Raw genomic sequence first — 19,270 nt, 5'->3', positions numbered from 1 at the left:
TTGAAACCACCGGTCACCGCCCCACCTGCCCCCCAACCATCGCCAGGAGGACTGCACCATGCACATGCTCTACAACTCGGAAAACTTCGCCGTCATGCGCTTTGCCGGGAACACCGCGGCCGGTCAGGGCTTCGAGATCGTCGACAAGACCAGCCGGCGCGAGATCTACCTCGGCGGACTGCTGGCCGACCACTTCCAGGCCGGCGTCGAATACCTCATCAGCCAGACCGATGACGAAGCACGCATCGACGATTTCCTGGCCGGCTACACCACGCTGGCCCACCACCCCGTCGTGCTCCACTGAAGCGCATCCAGTCCGGGCGCGAGTGCAACGGCGGGTAAACGGCGAGGCCCGGGCCCGATTTGCGACTTGCGCCTGATCGGCCATTGGCGCGAAGATGGCCGCGTGTCCGTCCTTGAACGATCCCGAGGAGCTTGCATGCGCAAGGAAGTGTCCAGGCAGACTGTCCGCCGCTCCCGCAGCCGCCCCGGCGGCGCGCCCGTGCTGCTCTCACCCGGCCTGCAGGATGCGCCGGTGCTCGACCAACTGTGTTCGCACTTCGTCCTGACCCTCACGCTGCGCCAGGCCAGCCGCTTCGCCGGCCGGCGCGACTGGAACAGCCTGCTCGCGCTGACAGCCAGGCACTTGGTCTGGCCCGTCACCGTGCTCGGCCGCCTGCGCGAGTTCCTCGGCCGCCGGGTCAAGGAGCACGAAGCCTGGACCGGCCATGAAGCGCTCGACGACGTCGCCTTCCTCGAAAAGCACGGCTGGTGGCGTGGCCCCTACGAGGAAGGCACCCTCTTCTTCTACCTCGACGAGTACGTCAAGGACGTGCCGAAGGACCTGATGGCGGTCCTCGGCACCACCGGCGAATGGCTGGGCCAGCACCTGCGCGAGAGCGCCACGCTGGTCGAGAAGAACGTCGAGGTGCTCGCCGGCCTGCTGCAGCTCAACCCGGCCGAGCGGGCGTTGATCCTGTACGGCACCCTCGCCCGCTACCAGCGCGACCTGCGCGGACTGCTGGTCGAGTTCAAGGTCTCCAGCGCACAGGAGGCCTACGCCACCATCGCCGAAGTGGCCGGCGTGGACCAGCGCGACGTGGCCGAAGCCCTGCGCGCCGGCTCGCGACTGGAGCGCATCGGCATGATCGAGAACCTGATCTCCGAGCACAACATCACCGACCTGGCCGACCTGATGAAGGTGTCGGACCAGCTCCCGCCAGTGCTGATGCGCGAGTACCGCGACCCGCAGGACTTGATGGCGGTGTTCACCCGGCCGGCGACCAAGAGCGAGCTGACACCGGCCGATTTCCACTTCGTCGGCGAGGAAGTGGACGTGCTGATCGCGCTGCTAAAGAACGCGGTCGAGCGGCGCGAGGCCGGCGTGAACGTGCTGATGTACGGCCCGCCCGGCACCGGCAAGACCGAACTCGGCAGGGTCGTGGCACAGACCGCCGGGCTGGAGTTGTACGAGGTCGAATACGCCGACCGCGACGGCAACTCGCTCTCCGGCCGCGACCGCTACCGCTCGCTGCAGATCAGCCAGGTCTTCCTGAAGGCCAGCCCGAACGTGGCGCTGCTGTTCGACGAGGTGGAGGACGTGTTCCCGCCGATCTCCTCCGACGCCGCGCAGCTCATGGCGCGCATGGACAGCAGCGATACCCCGCACGGCGGCAGCTCGTCCGTCAACGGCAAGGCCTGGGTGAACCAGATCCTGGAGACCAACCCGGTGCCGGTGGTCTGGGTGACCAACCGCATCGAGCAGATCGACCCGGCCTTCCGCCGCCGCTTCCAGTACCACCTGGAGCTGACCTCGCCGCCGCCTGGGGCGCGCGAGGCGCTGGTGCTGCGCGCGCTTGGCGACACGCCGGTGAGCGCCGAGTTCGTCGAGAGGCTGACGCAGCGCAAGGCCCTGACCCCCGCGCAGATCCGCACCGCCGTGCGCTTCGCCAAGCTGATCGGCGACGCGCAGGGGGCCGCGCCGCTGCAGTCGATCGAAGCCCTGATCGAGCGCCAGATCGCGCACGCCGACCACGCGCTCGGCACCGTCGATCGGCAGCAGGACCGCGCCCGCCCGGCGGTGACAACCTACGACCTGAGCCTGCTCAACGTCGAGAGCCGCTTCGAGATCCCGCGCATCGTCGAGGCGCTCAAGCGGCGTGGCCATGGCGCGCTGTGTTTCCATGGTGCGCCCGGCACCGGCAAGACCGCGCTGGCCGAGCACATCGCCCGGGAACTGGGCCGCCCGCTGATGGTCCGGCAGGCCAGCGATCTGGTCAGCAAGTTCGTCGGCGAGACCGAGCAGAACATGGCCAAGATGTTCAACGAGGCGAGGGCGGAACAGGCCGTGCTGCTGCTGGACGAGGCCGACAGCTTCCTGCGCAGCCGCAAGCGCGCCGAGCGCACCTACGAGGTCACCGAGGTCAACGAGATGCTGCAGGGCATGGAGCGCTTCGGCGGCGTCTTCATCTGCACGACCAACCTGTTCGAGGACCTGGACGAGGCGGCGCTGCGGCGCTTCACCTTCAAGATCCGCTTCAACCCGCTGACCAGCGAACAGCGCGTGCGCATGTTCGTGGCCGAGGCGCTGGACGGCGATGCGGCGCGGCTGACCGACGAGCAGCGCCAGCGCCTGTCTACGCTCGATCAACTGGCCTGCGGCGACTTTGCCGCGGTACGCCGGCAGGTCGACATCCTCGGCGAAGCGTTCGACGCGGACGAGTTCCTGTCGCAGATCGAAGGCGAGCACCGCGTCAAGCCGCAGGTGCGCGAGCGGCGCAGCATGGGGTTCATGCACTGAACCCGCCTGCGCCACGCTGCGGCGGGGTTCAGGCGCGCTTGCCGCTCTTCAATCGGGCGGCCAGTGCGGCGAATCCGGCGTCGTCCCCGGCTGCCAGCAGCGCGGCCTGCTCCGGCCAGGTCTGCGGGCGCGCCAGCTTGAAGCGTGCGCCCGCGGCGGCGATCAGCGCCTCCAGCCGCTCGACCGGCATCGCGGCCAGCGCCGCGAAGGTCGTGATGCCGGCCTCGGTCAGCTGGAGCGCGAGCTTCGGGCCGATGCCTTCGATGCGCCGGAGGTCATCGGCGGCGGCGGCGGTTGCTGCAGTTGCAGTTGCAGTTGCAGGTGGAGTTGCAGTTGCAGTTGCAGTTGCAGTTGCAGTTGCAGTCGCAGTCGCAGTTGCCGCCTCGGGCACCACCACCGGCACCACTTCGATCACCGCCAAATCGGGCGCCGACGCGGAGGTCGGTGCGGCGGCGGGTGCGGGGGTGTCCGGGATCAGCTCCAGCCGGATGTCCAGCAGCGTCCAGGGCTGCCACCAGGCGCTGGCCCAGGTCCAGGGTGTCAGGGCGGTGGCGAACAGATCTGCATAGAGATCCGCCAGGGCGGGGACCGCAGCCGCAGCATCACGCTGCAGGGTGTCGGTCTCGGGAAAGGTCATGAAGCTCATGGCATTGCCTCGCAAAAAATGACCTCCAGATTGTGCGGTCCGCGGCGTTCCCGAGACCGACTTAGGGATGGTTTGATCCTGAACACGCCGGAAACTGTGGCGAAAAGGACTTCCCTACAATCCCGGGCATGACTGCCCCCACCACCGCCTACACCCGCGCCACCCGGCTGCCCGAGCTGCTGCGCCAGCGCATCGTTGTCCTCGACGGTGCGATGGGCACGATGATCCAGCGCTACAAGCTCACCGAAGCGGACTTCCGCGGTGAACGTTGGCTCGACCACGGCAAGGATCTCAAGGGCAACAACGACCTGCTCGTGCTGACCCGCCCGGACGTGATCAGCGAGATCCACAGCCAGTACCTCGCCGCGGGCGCGGACATCATCGAATCCAACACCTTCGGCGCCACCAGCGTGGCGCAGGAAGACTACGACCTCGGCGGACTGGCCTACGAGATGAACGTCGCCGCGGCCAAGCTCGCCCGCGCCTGCTGCGACCAGTTCTCGACCGCCGACAAGCCGCGCTTCGTCGCCGGCGCCCTCGGCCCGACACCGCGCACGGCCAGCATCAGCCCCGACGTCAACGACGCCGGCGCCCGCAACACCAGCTTCGACGAGCTGCGCGCCGCGTACTACGAGCAGGCCAAGGGGCTGCTGGACGGCGGCGCTGACCTCTTCCTCGTCGAGACCATCTTCGACACGCTCAACGCCAAGGCGGCCATCTTCGCGCTGGACGAGCTGATGGAGGACACCGGCGAGCGCCTGCCCGTCATCGTCTCCGGCACCGTCACCGACGCCTCGGGCCGCATCCTCTCCGGCCAGACGGTGGGCGCGTTCTGGAACAGCGTGCGCCATGCGAAGCCGATCGCCATCGGACTGAACTGCGCGCTGGGTGCCACGCTGATGCGGCCCTACATCGAGGAGCTGTCGCGCATCGCGGGCGACACCTTCATCTCCTGCTACCCGAACGCCGGCCTGCCCAACCCGATGAGCGACACCGGCTTCGACGAGACGCCGGAGATCACCGGCGCGCTGGTCGAGGAGTTCGCCAAGGCCGGCTTCCTGAACATCGCTGGCGGCTGCTGCGGCACGACGCCGGACCACATCCGCGCCATCGCCCAGCGGGTCAGCGCCTACCGGCCGCGTGGCCTTCAGGACCGGCTGTTCAGCGCCTTGCTCAGCGCGGAGAGCACCGCCGCGGCCTGAGCGAAACGGAGGTTGTCGACCGCCTCCTTCAGCGCCACGAAGTCCGCCGAACCCAGCCGGGCACGCAGGGCCGGCGCCAGCGCCGCGAACGCGCCTGTCGCGCGCATGCTGCGGCGGTTGAGCCAGCCGATCAGCGCCTCCAGCGCGTCGGGCGGGATGTCCACGCTGGCATCGGCGTGTCCCTCGCCCGGATCGGCCGCCTCCGGCGCCGTGGCCAGAACGTCGGCACAGGCCTGTTGCAGCCGGTCCCACTCCGCCTGCATCGGCTCGACCAGCACGCTGGCCTGCGGCACCGCGCCGTCGCGCAGACGCGCCTCCAGCTCGACCGCCAGCGCGTGCAGCCGCGTCATGCCCAGCGTGCCGGCATTGCCGCTCAGCAGATGCGCCTCATGCACGGCCCGGGCCCGTTCGTCGGGATCGTCCAGATCGGCGCCCGGTGCCAGTGGCCGGCAGATGCCGAAGAACCGGCGCAGCAGGTGGACGAACAGTCCCAGGTCCTGGCTGAGGTGCAGGCGCGCGCGGTCCGTGTCGATGCCGGCGATCTCCGGCCAGACCGATGCCGGCACGGCGGGCGGCGCAGGCTCCGCCACTGTGGCCGCATCGGAAGACGGCTCCAGACCGAGGCGGTCCACGATGCCCTGCAGCAGCCGGTCCGGGTCGAAGGGCTTGGTGATGAAATCGTCCATCCCGACGGCCTGCGCACCCTCGCGCTCGTCGCTGGTCACGCCCGCTGTCAGCGCCAGGATCGGCAGACTGGTGTGCTGCAGCGTGCGGCGGATGGTCCGGGTCGCCTCGAAGCCGTCCATGACCGGCATGTGGATGTCCATCAGCACCAGATCGACCGTGTGCCGGCCACGCCGCATCAGCTCCACGGCCTGCGCCCCGTCCTCGGCCAGCACCACGCGCGCGCCCTTGCGTTCGAGGATGCGGCGGGCCACCTCGCGGTTGACGTCGCTGTCGTCGACGACCAGGATCGTCCGGCCGGCCAGCGCGTCGCTCGCCAGCACCCGGTCCGCGGCGCGGCGCACCTGCACCGCAGCGTCCACCTCGAACGGAATCTCGGCCCAGAAGGTGCTGCCGACGCCCGGCGTGCTGTCGACCCCGAGCCGCCCGCCCATCAGCCCGACCAGTTGCCGGACGATCGACAGCCCCAGCCCGGTGCCGCCGAAGCGGCGCGTGGTGGTGCTGTCGGCCTGCACGAAAGGCTCGAAGACCCGCTGGATCGCCTCGGCGTCCAGGCCGATGCCGGTGTCTGTGACTTCCAGGCGCACGGTGCCCTGCCCAGCGTCACCCGGCCGCCAGTCGACGACAACATCGACCTGGCCGCGCTCGGTGAACTTGATCGCGTTCGACAGCAGGTTGGTGAGCACCTGCGACAGCCGCATCCCGTCGCCCACCACGCAGCGCGGCAGCGCGGGCGACCGCTGCAGCCGGATCGGCAGGCGCTTGCCCTGGGCGTGCACCCCCATCACCGCCACCAGGTCCGAGACGGTCTGGCCCGGGTCGAACGGCGCCTGCACGAGGCTGAACTGGCCGGCCTCGACCTTGGACAGATCCAGCACGTCGTTGACCGTGTGCAGCAGCGCGTCGCTGGCGAGCTTGATGCGGTCGAGGAAGGTGCGCTGCTCGCTGTCAAGCGCGGTCTGGCGCAGCAGGTAGGTCAGGCCGAGCACCGCGTTCAGCGGCGAGCGGATCTCGTGGCTCATGTTGGCCAGGAACTCGCTCTTGGCGCGGTTGGCCGCCTCGGCACGCGCCGTGGCCTGCTCCAGCCGCTGCTCGGTTTCCTTGCGCCGGGTGATGTCGATCACCACCGCCAGGTAACCGGTCACCCCGCCCGAGCCGATCGCCATCGGCGTCAGGATCAGCGACACCGGCACGTGGTGCCCGTCCTGGTGCACATAGGTCCACTCGCGCGACCGGCAGAGCCACACCGGGTCGGTGAAGACATCGGCCACCGTCGCCGGCCGGCCCAGCGTGTCGGACAGGGCCGCGCGGCGCTGGTCCAGCTCCGGTCGGTCGTGGAAGGCCAGATGCGACTTGCGGCCGATCATCTCTTCGGCGGTCCGGCCGAGCAGGCGCTCGGCCCCCCGGTTGAAGACCTGGATGTTGCCTTCGGCGTCCGTGGCGATGATGCCGACCTCCGACGAGGCGTCGAGCACCGAGTGCAGCAGCGTCATCGTGCGGCGCAGCGTCCGGTCGGCCTCGTGGCGGGCGGTGATGTCGCTGCTGACGGTGTAGAAGCCGCGCACGTCGCCACTGGCGTCGATGTCGGGCACGAACTGGGCCTCGATGTACGCGCGCTGCCCGGTCGCCTCGTCCAGCTCCTCGAAGGTGTAGTGCTGCGGCTGGCCGTCGAGTACCGCGGCGACATGGGCCTGCACCGCCGCCGGCAGGGGCTTCCCGGTCAGCTCGTCCCAGGTGTGGCCGACGATCTGCTCGCGCGGCCGGCCGAAGCGCAGGCAGAGCGCCGCGTTGACGAAACGCAAGCGCAGCGCGCTGTCCACATAGGCGATGCGCAGCGGCACCTTGTCGGTGATGTCGTGCAGGAAACGCTCGCGCTCCTCGGCCTGCTCGCGGGCCCGGTCGACCTCGATCTGCAGCCGCTTGCGCGAGGTGATGTCGGTGCCGATGGCGATGAAGCGGTCCATCAGCCCGTCCGCACCGGGGATCGGCGCGATCATCGCGTCCACCCAGTACAAGCTGCCGTCGCGGGCGCGGTTGCAGATCTCGCCACGCCAGGGCCGGCCGCGGCCGATCGTCTGCCACATGCGGAGCCAGAAATCGCGCGAATGGCGGCCCGCGTTGACGATCCGGTGGTTCTGGCCGAGCAGCGCCTCGCGGGGGTACTGGGTGATGCGGCAGAAGTTCGGGTTGGCGTCGAGGAGGACGCCCGAACGGTCGGTCACCGACACCAGCGCGTGGGTGTGGACCGTGTTCAGGAAGGCCTCGCTCTCGCGCAGCGCCGCGGCGAGCCGGGCCTTGTCGAGGGCCTGCTGGGTGATGTCCTGCAGCACGAGGTGGTAGCCGACCACCTGGCCGTCGCGCAGGTCCGGCAGCAGTTCGACCTGCGCGTGCCAGAGCGTGTTCTCGCCCGGCGCGCGCAGGCTGCATTCGAAAACACTTTTCTGGCCCGCCAGCACCGCCGCCACGCAGCGCCCGAACAGCGGATAGAGCGGCTCGAACAGGTCCGCGCACGGCATGCCCGGCTGCGCGGCCAGCGCGGCGTCGAACTGGCGGTGCCAGGCCAGGTTGCCGCGCACCAGCCTGGAGGCAGGGTCCCAGTAGGAGATCAGGGCCGGCACGGCGTGCAGCGTGCTCTGCACATCGGTCAGCGCGGCCTTGAGCGCGATGGCGCGGTCCTCCAGGGCCGCGTTGAGTTGCTGGATGTCCCGCTCGGCCTGCTTCGACTGGCGGATGTCGCGCATCGACAGCGCCAGCCCGGCGAACGCCCCGCGCAGGTCACGCAGCGGCACGGCGAGCATCGACACGTCGATCAGCCGGCCGGCACGGTCCAGCCGCTGGGTGTCGAAGGCCGGCAGGGCCTCGCCACGGGCCGCGTGCGCCAGCAGATCGCGCGCCTCGGCCAGATGCGCGGCCGGCACCAGCCTCGTCGGCGCGGATTGCCCGACGATCTCGTCCGCGGCGTAGCCGAACAGCCTTTCGGCGCCCTGGTTCCAGTCGAACACCCGGCCCTGCGGATCGACCATCACGACGGCATCGCGGCTGGTCTGCAGGGCCACGGCGCGGCGCTCGCGCTCGACGCGCAGGTCGCGCGCATGGTCTTCGGCGCGCAGATAGGCCAGCAGCACCCCGGCCAGCAGCAGCGTCACCAGCATCCCGCCCAGCCCCACCCAGCGCGGAGCGAGCAGCCCCTGCTGCGCGACCAGGGTCGGCGAAGCCTGCAGCGTGACCCGCCAGATGCGGCCGGCCACCGCGGTGTCGACCTGGGACTGCGGCGCGCGGGCCGTCCAGGCGGCGTCTGACGCGGTGTCGTGGAACGGTGTGACCTGCCCGGCCTGCACATCGGCCACACGCAGGCGCCAGGCCTGCGCGTCGAGGTCCAGATGCGCCAGCACCTCCTGGACTGCCAGCGGCGCGTAGGTCCATCCCAGGGCCTGTTCCTCCCGCAGCGCCGCATCGCCGGCGGCCACCCGGGCGTTCGGATAGACCGGCAGCAGCATCAGGAAGCCGGCCCGCGGCTGTCCGGCCGCCTGCACCAGCGTGATCGGCCCGGTGAGGGTGACCCGCCCGGTGCGCAGCGCGGTGAGCGCCGCTTCGCGCCGGCGGGGTTCCGAGCCGATGTCCAGGCCGATGGCCTCGCGGTTGCGGGCGAGCGGTTCGACGTACTGGATGACCATGCGCTCGTCGTCGTGCGGCGCCAGCGCCCGGACGGCAAACAACGGCCAGCCATCGGCCGCGGCACGGGCGACGAACGCCGGCTCCTGCGCGCGGCTGACGCGCCGGATGACGCCGATGCCGCGCACACCCGGGAACTCCGCGTCGATGTTGCGCGACTGGCTGTAGCGCAGGAAGGCCTCGCGGGTCAGCGCCTCCCAGCCCACCGTCATCGCGGCGCCGCGCGCGCCGAGCAGGCCCAGCTCCACGCGCAGCACCTGGTACGCCACCTGGGCGGCCACGCGCTGGGTTTCCTGGCGGGCCACAGCGTCGAGGTGGCGCCGATTCGACTGCTCCTGCAGCCACGCTGCCAGCATCGACAGGCTGAACCCCAGCACCACCAGCAGCCACACCAGCCACGGACGTCGACGGGCAGGCCATCGGGAAGGCGTTTTCAGATACATGTCGATCCTCCGCCGTTCAGGGCCTGGTCTGGCTCAGATCGTCCTCAACGATCAGGATCGTGGCATTCCACGCAGAGCAGGAGACGGTCGTTCCGTCATTCGGCGGTATCGGCTGGACCCGACGGGTTCCAGGTGTCCTGCAAGTGGGCGCGGACCCGGGCGCGCAGATGGTCCGGCGCCACCGGCTTGGCGACAAAGTCGGCAGCGCCACAGTCGAAGGCCGACACCTCGAAGGCCACGCTCGGGTGTGCCGTGGTGAAGATCACCGGCACGTCCATCAGCGCCGGATCGCGCTTGAACAGGCGGCACAGGTCGAATCCGGACATGCCGGGCATGTCGGCGTCGAGCAGGATGATGTCGGGGCGGCGGGCGCGGGCCTGTGCGAGCGCCTCGTCGCCCGAGGTGGCGAAGTGCTGTTCGGGGTAGTGCGCCAGGATGCGACCCAGGACCTGGATCGCGGCGATGTCGTCATCGACCAGCAAGAGATGCGGTTGGTTGGAGCCCATGTACTGCATCGCTCCGGATGGAGCGCTCCGAACTGAATGTTGAAGCCCGGATGGTGCATGTCCCCACGCGCGCCGTCCGGCAGGAATCCCGGGAATTTTTGCTCTCTGCCGCTGAGTCCGGCTGTGGCGGGAAATCTTATACGAAGCGGTTCGACCCTCGCCCGGATGGCCGCGGCGCGCCGGGAACGCCATTCAGTAAAATCGCGCCACCCGCCCTGGGGTGCGGGTACGTCCATCGCTTCGGGGTCCACAGCATCTCCCTGTACTCCTTGACCGCGCCCATGACTACCGTTGCACCCACAACCCCTCCCCCGATGCGCCTGTCCGGCCTGGAGCCGGTCGAGATCGGCGCCGGCACCCTCTTCGTCAACATCGGCGAGCGCACCAACGTCACCGGATCCAAGGCCTTCGCCCGGATGATCCTCAACGGCCAGTTCGAGCAGGCGCTGGCCGTCGCGCGCCAGCAGGTCGAGAACGGCGCCCAGGTCATCGACATCAACATGGACGAGGCCATGCTCGACAGCCAGGCGGCGATGGTGCGCTTCCTGAACCTGATCGCGGGTGAGCCGGAGATCGCGCGCGTGCCGATCATGATCGACTCGTCCAAGTGGAGCGTGATCGAGGCCGGCCTGAAGTGCATCCAGGGCAAGGGCATCGTCAACTCGATCTCGATGAAGGAGGGCGAGGCCGAGTTCAAGCGCCAGGCGACGCTGGTCAAGCGCTACGGCGCCGCCGCGGTCGTGATGGCCTTCGACGAGAAGGGCCAGGCCGACACCTACGCCCGCAAGATCGAGATCTGCGAGCGCGCCTACCGGATCCTGGTGGACGAGGTCGGTTTCCCGCCCGAAGACATCATCTTCGACCCGAACATCTTCGCCATCGCCACCGGCATCGAGGAACACGACAACTACGCCGTCGACTTCATCAACGCCACGCGCTGGATCAAGCAGAACCTGCCCGGCGCCAAGGTCTCGGGCGGCGTGTCGAACGTGAGCTTCTCCTTCCGCGGCAACGAGCCGGTGCGCGAAGCCATCCACACCGTCTTCCTGTACCACGCGATCCAGGCCGGTCTGGACATGGGCATCGTCAACGCGGGCATGGTCGGCGTGTACGACGACCTGGAGCCGGTGCTGCGCGAGCGCGTCGAGGATGTGGTGCTCAACCGCCGCCCGGACTCGGGCGAGCGCCTGATCGAGATCGCCGAAACCGCCAAGGGCGCCGCCAAGGACGACTCGGCCAAGCTGGCCTGGCGCGGCACGGCAGACCATCCGGTGAGCGTCGACGACCGACTGAGCCACGCGCTGGTCCACGGCATCACCGACTTCATCAACGCCGACACCGAGGAAGCCTGGCAAGCCATCGCGGCCAAGGGTGGACGCCCGCTGCACGTCATCGAAGGCCCGCTGATGGCCGGCATGAACATCGTCGGCGACCGCTTCGGCGCGGGCAAGATGTTCCTGCCGCAGGTGGTGAAGTCGGCCCGCGTGATGAAGCAGGCGGTCGCGCACCTGCTGCCCTACATCGAGGCCGAGAAGAAGGCGATGGTCGATGCCGGCGGCGAAGCCAAGCCCAAGGGCAAGATCGTCATCGCCACCGTCAAGGGCGACGTGCACGACATCGGCAAGAACATCGTCACCGTGGTCCTGCAGTGCAACAACTTCGAGGTGGTCAACATGGGCGTGATGGTCCCGTGTCAGGACATCCTGAAGAAGGCGCGCGAGGAAGGCGCGGACATCATCGGCTTGTCCGGCCTGATCACGCCGAGCCTGGAGGAGATGCAGCACGTTGCCGCCGAAATGCAGCGCGATGACTACTTCCGCGAACGCCAGACGCCGCTGCTGATCGGCGGGGCGACCTGCTCGCGGGTCCACACCGCCGTGAAGATCGCGCCGCACTACACCGGCCCGGTGGTCTATGTGCCAGACGCGAGCCGCTCGGTGGGCGTGTGCTCGGACCTGCTGAGCGACGAGCGCGCGACCAAGTTCATCGACGACCTCCACGCCGACTACGACCGTGTGCGCACCCAGCACGCGAACAAGAAGGCCACGCCGATGGTGACGCTGACGACCGCACGCGCCAACAAGACGCCGGTCGACTGGGCCAGCTACACCCCGCCGGCACCGAAGTTCATCGGCCGGCGCGTGTTCCGCAACTACGACCTCGCGGAACTCGCGCAGTGCATCGACTGGGCGCCCTTCTTCCAGACCTGGGACCTGGCCGGCAAGTTCCCGGAGATCCTGAAGGACGAGATCGTCGGCAGCGAGGCAGTGCGCGTGTTCAGCGACGGCAAGCGCATGCTGCAGCGCGTGATCGACGGCCGCTGGCTGCAGGCCAACGGCGTCATCAGCCTGCTGCCCGCCAACACGGTGGACGACGACACGGTCGAGGTCTACAGCGACGAGTCGCGCGAAACGGTCGTGCTGCGCTGGCAGCCGCTGCGCATGCAGTCGGAGCGGCCGGTGATCGACGGCGTGCGCCGGCCGAACCGCTCGCTGGCCGATTTCATCGCACCGAAGGGCACGAAACCGGATTACATCGGTCTGTTCGCAGTCACCGCTGGCCTGGGCATCGAGAAGAAGGAGCGCCAGTTCCTCGACGACCTCGACGACTACAGCGCCATCCTGTTCAAGGCCCTGGCCGACCGGCTGGCCGAGGCCTTCGCGGAGCGGCTGCACCAGCGTGTGCGCACCGAGCTGTGGGGCTATACCGCCGGCGAGACGCTGAGCAACGAGCAGCTGATCGCCGAGCAGTACCGCGGCATCCGCCCCGCGCCGGGTTATCCGGCCTGCCCGGACCACCTCGTCAAGCGGGCGATGTTCGACGTGCTCGACGCACCCGACATCGGCATGGCGCTGACCGAGAGCATGGCGATGACACCGGCAGCCAGCGTCAGCGGCTTCTACTTGGCGCACCCGGCATCGGCGTATTTCAACGTCGGCAAGATCGGCGACGACCAGCTGACCGACTTCGCGGCACGGCAAGCCTTGAGCGAAGCCGATGCACGCCGGGCGCTGGCGCCAGTGCTGGGCTGAATCGACCGCCACGACAAAAACAAAAAGCGCCTCGGTCGAGGCGCTTTTTTCATGTGGTGGCCGCAGCCACCCGATCGATCAAGCTCAGGCTTGCGACTGCTTGCGGCGACGGGCCATGAAGCCCAGCGCGCCCAGACCGGCGAGCATCATCGCGTAGGACTCGGGTTCCGGCACCGGCGTGGCCATGATGTTCACGTTGTCCATGACCAGGCCATCGACACCCATGCCCGAGAAGTACAGGTGGTACGACGCACCCGCCTGGCCCAGGAAGTTGTAGGACGTGGTGGTCCAGGCCGGACCCCAGTTGGTGATCGCGTTCAGCGTGGCACCCGAGGTGGCCACAGGCGAGCTGAAATCGCTGCTTCCGACATCGGACGACAGGAACAGGCGCGAACGGCCTTCACCCATCACATCGAAGCTGATCGTGTACAGGGCAGCGCTCAGGACCGAGAACGACTGGTAGACCGACTCGCCGCTGTCGATGTCCAGGGTGCCGCCGATCAGCGTCGGCGTGCCGCTGCCGATCGACCACGACGCCGGGTAGCCCAGGGACGGGGCGTCGAAACCCGGGTCGATCAGCGGAATGGTTTGTGCTTGGCTGCCCGCGGCGGCGCACAGCAGGGCAACAGCAGCGGTGATCTGGCGGAAAGAATGGCTCATGTGGGGCTCCTTGACTTGGTTCTAGTCAGCGTCTGTCTGTGCATGGGGCACAGACTTCGCCAACCGGTACTGCCAAGTCTAGAGACTCTCGGCCAAACATCCACCCGTGGACAGGGGCCAAAAAACAACCGAAATTGAAAAATTCATGAAAATCCATCCAAACAAGGGGGGTGTATTTTCATTTTTGGCAGCGTATCGCCCTAAACCAGCACCAGATTGTCCCGATGGATCAGCTCCGCTTCGTTGGCGTAGCCCAGCAAGCCTTCGATCTGCGACGACGGCTTGCGCGCGATGAGCCGGGCTTCGCTGCAGGCGTAGTTCGCGAGGCCGCGGGCGATCTCGGCGCCAGCCTGCGTGCGCACCGCGATCACGTCACCACGGGAAAAATCGCCCTGCACGTCCACCACGCCGATCGGCAGCAGGCTCTTGCCCTCGTCGCGCAGCTTGAGCGCGGCGCCATCGTCCACGACCACCGCGCCCTTGAGCTGCAGGTGGTCGGCCATCCACTGCTTGCGCGCGGCCACCTTCGGCGTCGTCGCCACCAGCAGCGTGCCGATGGACTCGCCCGCCACCAGCCGCAGCAGCGCGTCCGGCTCGCGGCCCCAGGCGATCACGGTGGAGGCGCCACTGCCGGCCGCGCGCTTGGCCGCCAGGATCTTGGTGATCATGCCGCCCTTGCCGATGCTGGAGCCGGCACCACCGGCCATCTGCTCCAGCTCCGGCGTGCCCGCCACCGCTTCGTGGATGAACTTCGCGTCCGGGTCCTTGCGCGGGTCGGCCGAGTACAGGCCCTTCTGGTCGGTGAGGATGATCAGCGCGTCCGCATCGACCAGATTCGCCACCAGCGCGCCCAGCGTGTCGTTGTCGCCGACCTTGATCTCGTCGGTGACCACCGTGTCGTTCTCGTTGATCACCGGCACCACGCCAAGGCCCAACAGCGTCAACAGCGTCGAGCGGGCGTTCAGGTAACGCTCGCGGTCGGCCAGATCGGCGTGCGTGAGCAGCACCTGCGCGCTGCCGAGGCCCTGTTCGCGCAAGCTGGTCTCGTAGACTTGCGCCAGCCCCATCTGCCCGACGGCGGCCGCGGCCTGCAGCTCGTGCAGTTCCTTCGGCCGGGTCGCCCAGCCCAGGCGCTTCATGCCCTCGGCGATGGCGCCGGACGACACCATCACCACCTCGCGGCCCTGGCGGACCAGCGTGGCGAGCTGCACGCACCAGGCATGGATGGCCTCGGCGTCCAGGCCGCGGCCCTCGTTGGTGACCAGGCTGGAGCCGACCTTGACGACGATGCGGCGGGCGTTCAGCAGAACCTCACTCATGGCGACCTCGCGAATAGGGAAACGTGGCGTGTGCTCAGCGGAAGCGCGGATCGGTCGGATCGGGCGGCGTGGCTTCGTTGTCGGCCTCGACGAAGCGCACGTCCGGCACCTCGATCGGGGGCGCATTGAGGGCGGCCACATGCTGGTAGAGCGCACGGACGAGGGGCTCGCACCCTTCGCGGGTCAGCGCCGAGATCTCGAACACCGGCGCCTTCCAGCGCAGGCGGCGCACGATGTCCTTCACCCGGGCCTTGCGCTCCTCGGGGTCCGGCAGCATGTCGAGCTTGTTGAGCACCAGCCAGCGCGGCTTCTCGTAGAGCGCCTTGTCGTACTTCTTCAGTTCCTTGGCGATGGCGCGGATCTGGGCGACCGGATCGACGCCCTCGTCGAAGGGCACCGCGTCCACCATGTGCAGCAGCACGCGGGTGCGCTGCAGGTGGCGCAGGAAGTAGTGGCCCAGACCGGCCCCTTCGGAGGCGCCCTCGATCAGGCCCGGCACGTCGGCGACCACGAAGCTCTGGCTCGGGCCGACGCGCACCACGCCCAGGTTGGGGTGCAGCGTCGTGAAGGGGTAGTCGGCGATCTTCGGGCGCGCGTTCGAGATCGCGGTGATCAGCGTCGACTTGCCCGCGTTGGGCATGCCGAGCAGGCCGACGTCGGCCAGCACGCGCAGTTCGAGCTTCAGATTCTTGATTTCGCCGGGCCAGCCCACGGTCTTCTGGCGCGGTGCGCGGTTGGTGCTGGTCTTGTAGTGCAGGTTGCCGAAACCGCCATCCCCGCCCTTGGCCAGGATGATCTCTTCGCCGTGCGTGAGCAGCTCGGCGATGACCTCTTCCGTCTCGCCATCCCGGATGATGGTCCCGACCGGCACGCGCAGGACGATGTCCGCACCCGCGGCGCCGAACTGGTCCGAGCCGCGGCCGGCTTCACCGTTGCGGGCTTCGTAGCGGCGGATGTAGCGGAAGTCGATCAGCGTGTTCAGGTTGCGGTCGCCCACGACGAACACATGGCCACCGCGGCCACCGTTGCCGCCGTCCGGGCCGCCGAACGGAATGAATTTCTCGCGCCGGAAGCTGGCGCAGCCGGAGCCACCGTTGCCGGCGGCCACATCGATGGTGACTTCATCGACAAATTTCATGCTTCTACTCCAGCGTCCAGACGCATCAGATCATTTCAAAGCAAAAAAGCCCCGGCTTGCCGGGGCTTCATGCGCGCAAGCGTCGCAGCGCGGTCGGTCAGACCGGCGTGACGATCACGGTCTTGCGGTTCTCGGCGCCCTTGACAGCGAACGAGATGGTGCCATCGACCAGCGCGAACAGCGTGTGGTCACGGCCCATGCCGACATTGGTGCCAGCATGGAAACGGGTGCCGCGCTGGCGCACGATGATGGAGCCGGCGCTGACGACCTGGCCGCCATAGGCCTTGACGCCGAGCATCTTCGGTTGGGAGTCGCGGCCGTTCCGTGTGGAACCGCCGCCTTTTTTCTGTGCCATGGTTCAGATCCTCTGAGGATGTGCTGGATGGGAGAGGCGACGGATCAGCCGAGCACCGCGCTGATTTGCAGCTCGGTGTAGTTCTGGCGGTGGCCCTGGCGCTTCTGGTAGTGCTTGCGACGGCGCATCTTGAAGATGCGGACCTTGTCGTGCCGACCATGCGACAGCACCGTGGCCGTCACCGTTGCGCCTTCAACCAAGGGAGCGCCAACCCGGAGTTCTGCACCGCTTCCAACGGCGAGCACCTGGTCGATCACGATCTCTTGGCCAACGTCCGCAGTGATCTGTTCTACTTTGATTTTTTCGCCGGCTGCAACCTTGTATTGCTTGCCACCGGTTTTTATGACCGCGTACATATCAGCCCTTTCTTGGGGGTAAAGTTCTCACGCGTTCTGCACACCGGCAACATCCCGGCGGCAAACGCGAAGCCCGAGATTATGCCACGCTTTGCACGGCATGTTCATCCGTCTGTCGGCTTCTCATCACAGCCACAAGCCGCAAAGTGCGCCCGGTCAACGACGGGTCTGTCTGCAGTTGTGACGGGGTTCCTATAATCCATGGATTCTGCGCATCCCAACCAGCCCCTCCTCGTGAGCTTCGCCACCGCCACCAAGCCGTCCTCCTCCGCCGTCACGCAACTCATGGCCGGCGACATGGCGCAGGTTGATGCCGTGATCCACCGCCGTCTGGCCTCGGAAGTCGCGCTGATCAACCAGATCTCGCACTACATCGTCAGCGCGGGGGGCAAGCGCATCCGGCCGCAACTGGTGCTGCTCTTCGCGCGTGCGCTCGGCTTCGAAGGCCCGGAGCGCTTCGAGATGGCCGCCACCGTCGAGTTCATTCACACCGCCACCCTGCTGCACGACGACGTCGTCGACGAGTCGGCACTGCGCCGCGGCCGCAAGACCGCCAACGCGCTGTTCGGCAACGCGGCCAGCGTGCTGGTCGGCGACTTCCTCTACTCGCGCGCCTTCCAGATGATGGTGTCGGTCGACCGCATGCGCGTGCTCGACGTGCTCGCCGAAGCCACCAACGTCATCGCCGAAGGTGAAGTGCTGCAGCTGATGAACATGCACGACCCCGACACCAGCGTCGAGGACTACCTGCGTGTCATCCGCTACAAGACGGCCAAGCTGTTCGAGGCCAGCGCGCGCATCGGCGCCGTGCTGGCGGATGCGACGCCGGAGACCGAGGCCGCCTGTGCCGCCTACGGTCAGGCGCTGGGCACCGCCTTCCAGATCGTCGATGACCTGCTCGACTACGAAGGCGCAACCGCTGCGCTCGGCAAGAACGTCGGTGACGACCTGCGCGAAGGCAAGCCGACACTGCCGCTGCTGCACGCCATGAGCCATGGCACCGCCGCCGAGCGCGACCTGATCCGCCATGCGATCGAGCAGGGCGAGGTCGAACGCCTCGACGAGATCATCCAGATCGTGCGCCGCACCGGTGCGCTCGAAGCCACCCGCCAGGCCGCGCGCGACGAGGCGCAGCGTGCGCAGCAGCACATTTCAGCGCTTCCCCCTTCCCAATTCAAGGATGCGCTGCTAACATTGTCAGTCTTGGCAGTTGACAGGCAATTCTGAAGTTTTCAGGACTGATCGTCAGCACACGGGGTGTAGCTTAGCCTGGTAGAGCGCTACGTTCGGGACGTAGAGGCCGGAGGTTCGAATCCTCTCACCCCGACCAGGAAGACAATTCAAAGCAATCGCGCCACATGGTTTCGCATGGCGCGATTTGTTTTTCGGGGTGTAGCTTAGCCTGGTAGAGCGCTACGTTCGGGACGTAGAGGCCGGAGGTTCGAATCCTCTCACCCCGACCAGACAACCAACAAAAAGCCCATGTGCATCAAGCACCTGGGCTTTTTGCTTTGCGACAGCGCCCTGGACGGCGCAAGGCGCGGTGCTGGACAAACGATCGCTGACAATGCGGCCCACAGCGTCGCATGGCGGGCCAGCAAGCTTGCGCCGCTCGGCTCCATTCCAGCGAGGTTCGTCTGATGCACACACCAGCCAATCCCTTCAAGCACGCCATCGCCTCTCCCGGCGCCCAGATCGGTCTGTGGCTCGGCCTGGCCGACCCGTATGCGGCGGAGCTGTGCGCCACCGCTGGCTTCGACTGGCTGCTGATCGACGGCGAACATGGCCCGAACGACCTGCGCTCGATGCTGGGCGCCCTGCAGGCGGTGGCGCCCTACCCCTCGCACCCGGTGCTGCGCATTCCGCAGGGCGACTCCACGCTGATCAAGCAGGTGCTGGAGATCGGCGCCACGACCCTGCTGGTGCCGATGGTCGAGACGGCCGAACAGGCACGGGCGCTGGTCGCCGCGACACGCTATCCGCCGCGCGGCGTGCGCGGGGTCGGCAGCGGTCTGGCGCGGTCCTCGCGGTGGAGCGCGCTGCCCGGCTACCTGCAGGAAGCCGACGACAGCGTCTGCCTGCTGGTGCAGGTGGAAACCGCGTCGGCCCTGACGCAGCTCGACGAGATCGCCGCCGTGGACGGCGTGGACGGTGTCTTCATCGGACCGGCCGACCTGTCCGCATCAATGGGGCACCTGGGCAACCCCGACCACCCCGACGTGCGCGCCGCCATCGACCGAGCCATGGCGCGCATCCTGGCGGCCGGCAAGGCCCCGGGCATCCTCTCGGTCGACGAGACGCTGGCCCGCCACTACATCGCCCTCGGCGCCCGGTTCGTGGCCGTCGGTGTCGAGGCGACGATGCTGGCGCGCGCGACCCGCGACCTGGCTGGCCGGTTCAAGGCGACGCACCACCCGGCGTCGTCGGGTGGCTCCAGCGCCTACTGAGCGGCGCCGA

At 68.2% G+C, this 19,270-nt stretch carries 14 protein-coding genes and 2 tRNA genes; 8 read left to right on the top strand and 8 right to left on the bottom strand.

Translation table 11 applies throughout. From position 1 onward, the window contains the following. Window positions 1–58: 58 nt before the first annotated feature. Both AABN02_RS09210 and AABN02_RS09205 read left to right on the top strand, forming a co-directional pair. A complete protein-coding gene (locus AABN02_RS09210; protein WP_338414627.1) occupies window positions 59–304 on the top strand; it encodes a DUF3567 domain-containing protein in 246 nt (81 codons plus the stop codon). A gap of 135 nt (window positions 305–439) precedes the next feature. After that, complete coding sequence (locus tag AABN02_RS09205; RefSeq protein WP_338414626.1) at window positions 440–2,800, top strand: AAA family ATPase; 2,361 nt, start codon at window positions 440–442, stop codon at window positions 2,798–2,800. A 28-nt stretch (window positions 2,801–2,828) separates the two neighbouring features. On the opposite strand, the gene AABN02_RS09200 is transcribed toward AABN02_RS09205, so the two are convergent. After that, window positions 2,829–3,446 (bottom strand): helix-hairpin-helix domain-containing protein, encoded by a 618-nt coding sequence (locus tag AABN02_RS09200; RefSeq protein ID WP_338414625.1) that lies wholly within the window; start codon window positions 3,444–3,446, stop codon window positions 2,829–2,831. A gap of 128 nt (window positions 3,447–3,574) precedes the next feature. Here AABN02_RS09200 and AABN02_RS09195 point away from each other — a divergent pair, with 128 nt between their 5' ends. Further along, window positions 3,575–4,648: a homocysteine S-methyltransferase family protein gene (locus tag AABN02_RS09195; protein WP_338414624.1), complete on the top strand. Its 1,074-nt coding sequence runs from the start codon at window positions 3,575–3,577 to the stop codon at window positions 4,646–4,648. Here the strand turns inward: AABN02_RS09195 and AABN02_RS09190 are convergent. Beyond that, window positions 4,594–9,447: a PAS domain S-box protein gene (locus AABN02_RS09190; protein ID WP_338414623.1), complete on the bottom strand. Its 4,854-nt coding sequence runs from the start codon at window positions 9,445–9,447 to the stop codon at window positions 4,594–4,596. The genes AABN02_RS09195 and AABN02_RS09190 overlap by 55 nt on opposite strands. A 95-nt stretch (window positions 9,448–9,542) precedes the next feature. Next, window positions 9,543–9,953: a response regulator gene (locus AABN02_RS09185; RefSeq protein ID WP_338414622.1), complete on the bottom strand. Its 411-nt coding sequence runs from the start codon at window positions 9,951–9,953 to the stop codon at window positions 9,543–9,545. A 281-nt stretch (window positions 9,954–10,234) separates the two neighbouring features. Between AABN02_RS09185 and metH the strand changes: the two genes are divergently transcribed. Beyond that, window positions 10,235–12,985, top strand: coding sequence for a methionine synthase (gene metH, locus AABN02_RS09180; RefSeq protein ID WP_338414621.1), 2,751 nt, complete (start codon window positions 10,235–10,237; stop codon window positions 12,983–12,985). A gap of 84 nt (window positions 12,986–13,069) precedes the next feature. On the opposite strand, the gene AABN02_RS09175 is transcribed toward metH, so the two are convergent. From AABN02_RS09175 to rplU, 5 genes are all read right to left on the bottom strand, one after another. Further along, window positions 13,070–13,645, bottom strand: coding sequence for a PEP-CTERM sorting domain-containing protein (locus AABN02_RS09175; RefSeq protein ID WP_338414620.1), 576 nt, complete (start codon window positions 13,643–13,645; stop codon window positions 13,070–13,072). 200 nt (window positions 13,646–13,845) lie between these two features. Next, on the bottom strand, window positions 13,846–14,964 hold the full coding sequence (proB, locus tag AABN02_RS09170; protein ID WP_338414619.1) for a glutamate 5-kinase: 1,119 nt from the start codon (window positions 14,962–14,964) through the stop codon (window positions 13,846–13,848). Between the two features lie 34 nt (window positions 14,965–14,998). Further along, on the bottom strand, window positions 14,999–16,102 hold the full coding sequence (obgE, locus tag AABN02_RS09165; protein ID WP_338414618.1) for a GTPase ObgE: 1,104 nt from the start codon (window positions 16,100–16,102) through the stop codon (window positions 14,999–15,001). Between the two features lie 97 nt (window positions 16,103–16,199). Beyond that, window positions 16,200–16,457, bottom strand: a complete 258-nt coding sequence (gene rpmA, locus AABN02_RS09160) for a 50S ribosomal protein L27 (protein WP_338414617.1) — start codon at window positions 16,455–16,457, stop codon at window positions 16,200–16,202. 44 nt (window positions 16,458–16,501) lie between these two features. After that, the gene (gene rplU / locus AABN02_RS09155; RefSeq protein WP_310462275.1) at window positions 16,502–16,813 is read right to left on the bottom strand and encodes a 50S ribosomal protein L21; all 312 of its coding nucleotides are present in this window, start codon (window positions 16,811–16,813) and stop codon (window positions 16,502–16,504) included. A 285-nt stretch (window positions 16,814–17,098) separates the two neighbouring features. Here rplU and ispB point away from each other — a divergent pair, with 285 nt between their 5' ends. The 4 genes from ispB to hpaI all read left to right on the top strand — a co-directional run bounded on the left by ispB (window position 17,099) and on the right by hpaI (window position 19,260). Beyond that, complete coding sequence (gene ispB, locus AABN02_RS09150; protein WP_338414737.1) at window positions 17,099–18,040, top strand: octaprenyl diphosphate synthase; 942 nt, start codon at window positions 17,099–17,101, stop codon at window positions 18,038–18,040. A gap of 26 nt (window positions 18,041–18,066) precedes the next feature. Beyond that, window positions 18,067–18,143 (top strand) — tRNA-Pro (locus tag AABN02_RS09145). 56 nt (window positions 18,144–18,199) lie between these two features. Beyond that, window positions 18,200–18,276 (top strand) — tRNA-Pro (locus tag AABN02_RS09140). A 177-nt stretch (window positions 18,277–18,453) separates the two neighbouring features. Then, window positions 18,454–19,260, top strand: a complete 807-nt coding sequence (hpaI, locus tag AABN02_RS09135) for a 4-hydroxy-2-oxoheptanedioate aldolase (protein ID WP_338414616.1) — start codon at window positions 18,454–18,456, stop codon at window positions 19,258–19,260. Window positions 19,261–19,270 lie beyond the last annotated feature (10 nt).

The sequence above is a fragment of the uncultured Sphaerotilus sp. genome (genome assembly GCF_963924895.1).
In the GTDB taxonomy this organism is placed as follows: domain Bacteria; phylum Pseudomonadota; class Gammaproteobacteria; order Burkholderiales; family Burkholderiaceae_C; genus Sphaerotilus.
Note: the sequence above shows the minus strand (reverse complement) of the source record. Positions and strands in the feature narration are given on the sequence as shown.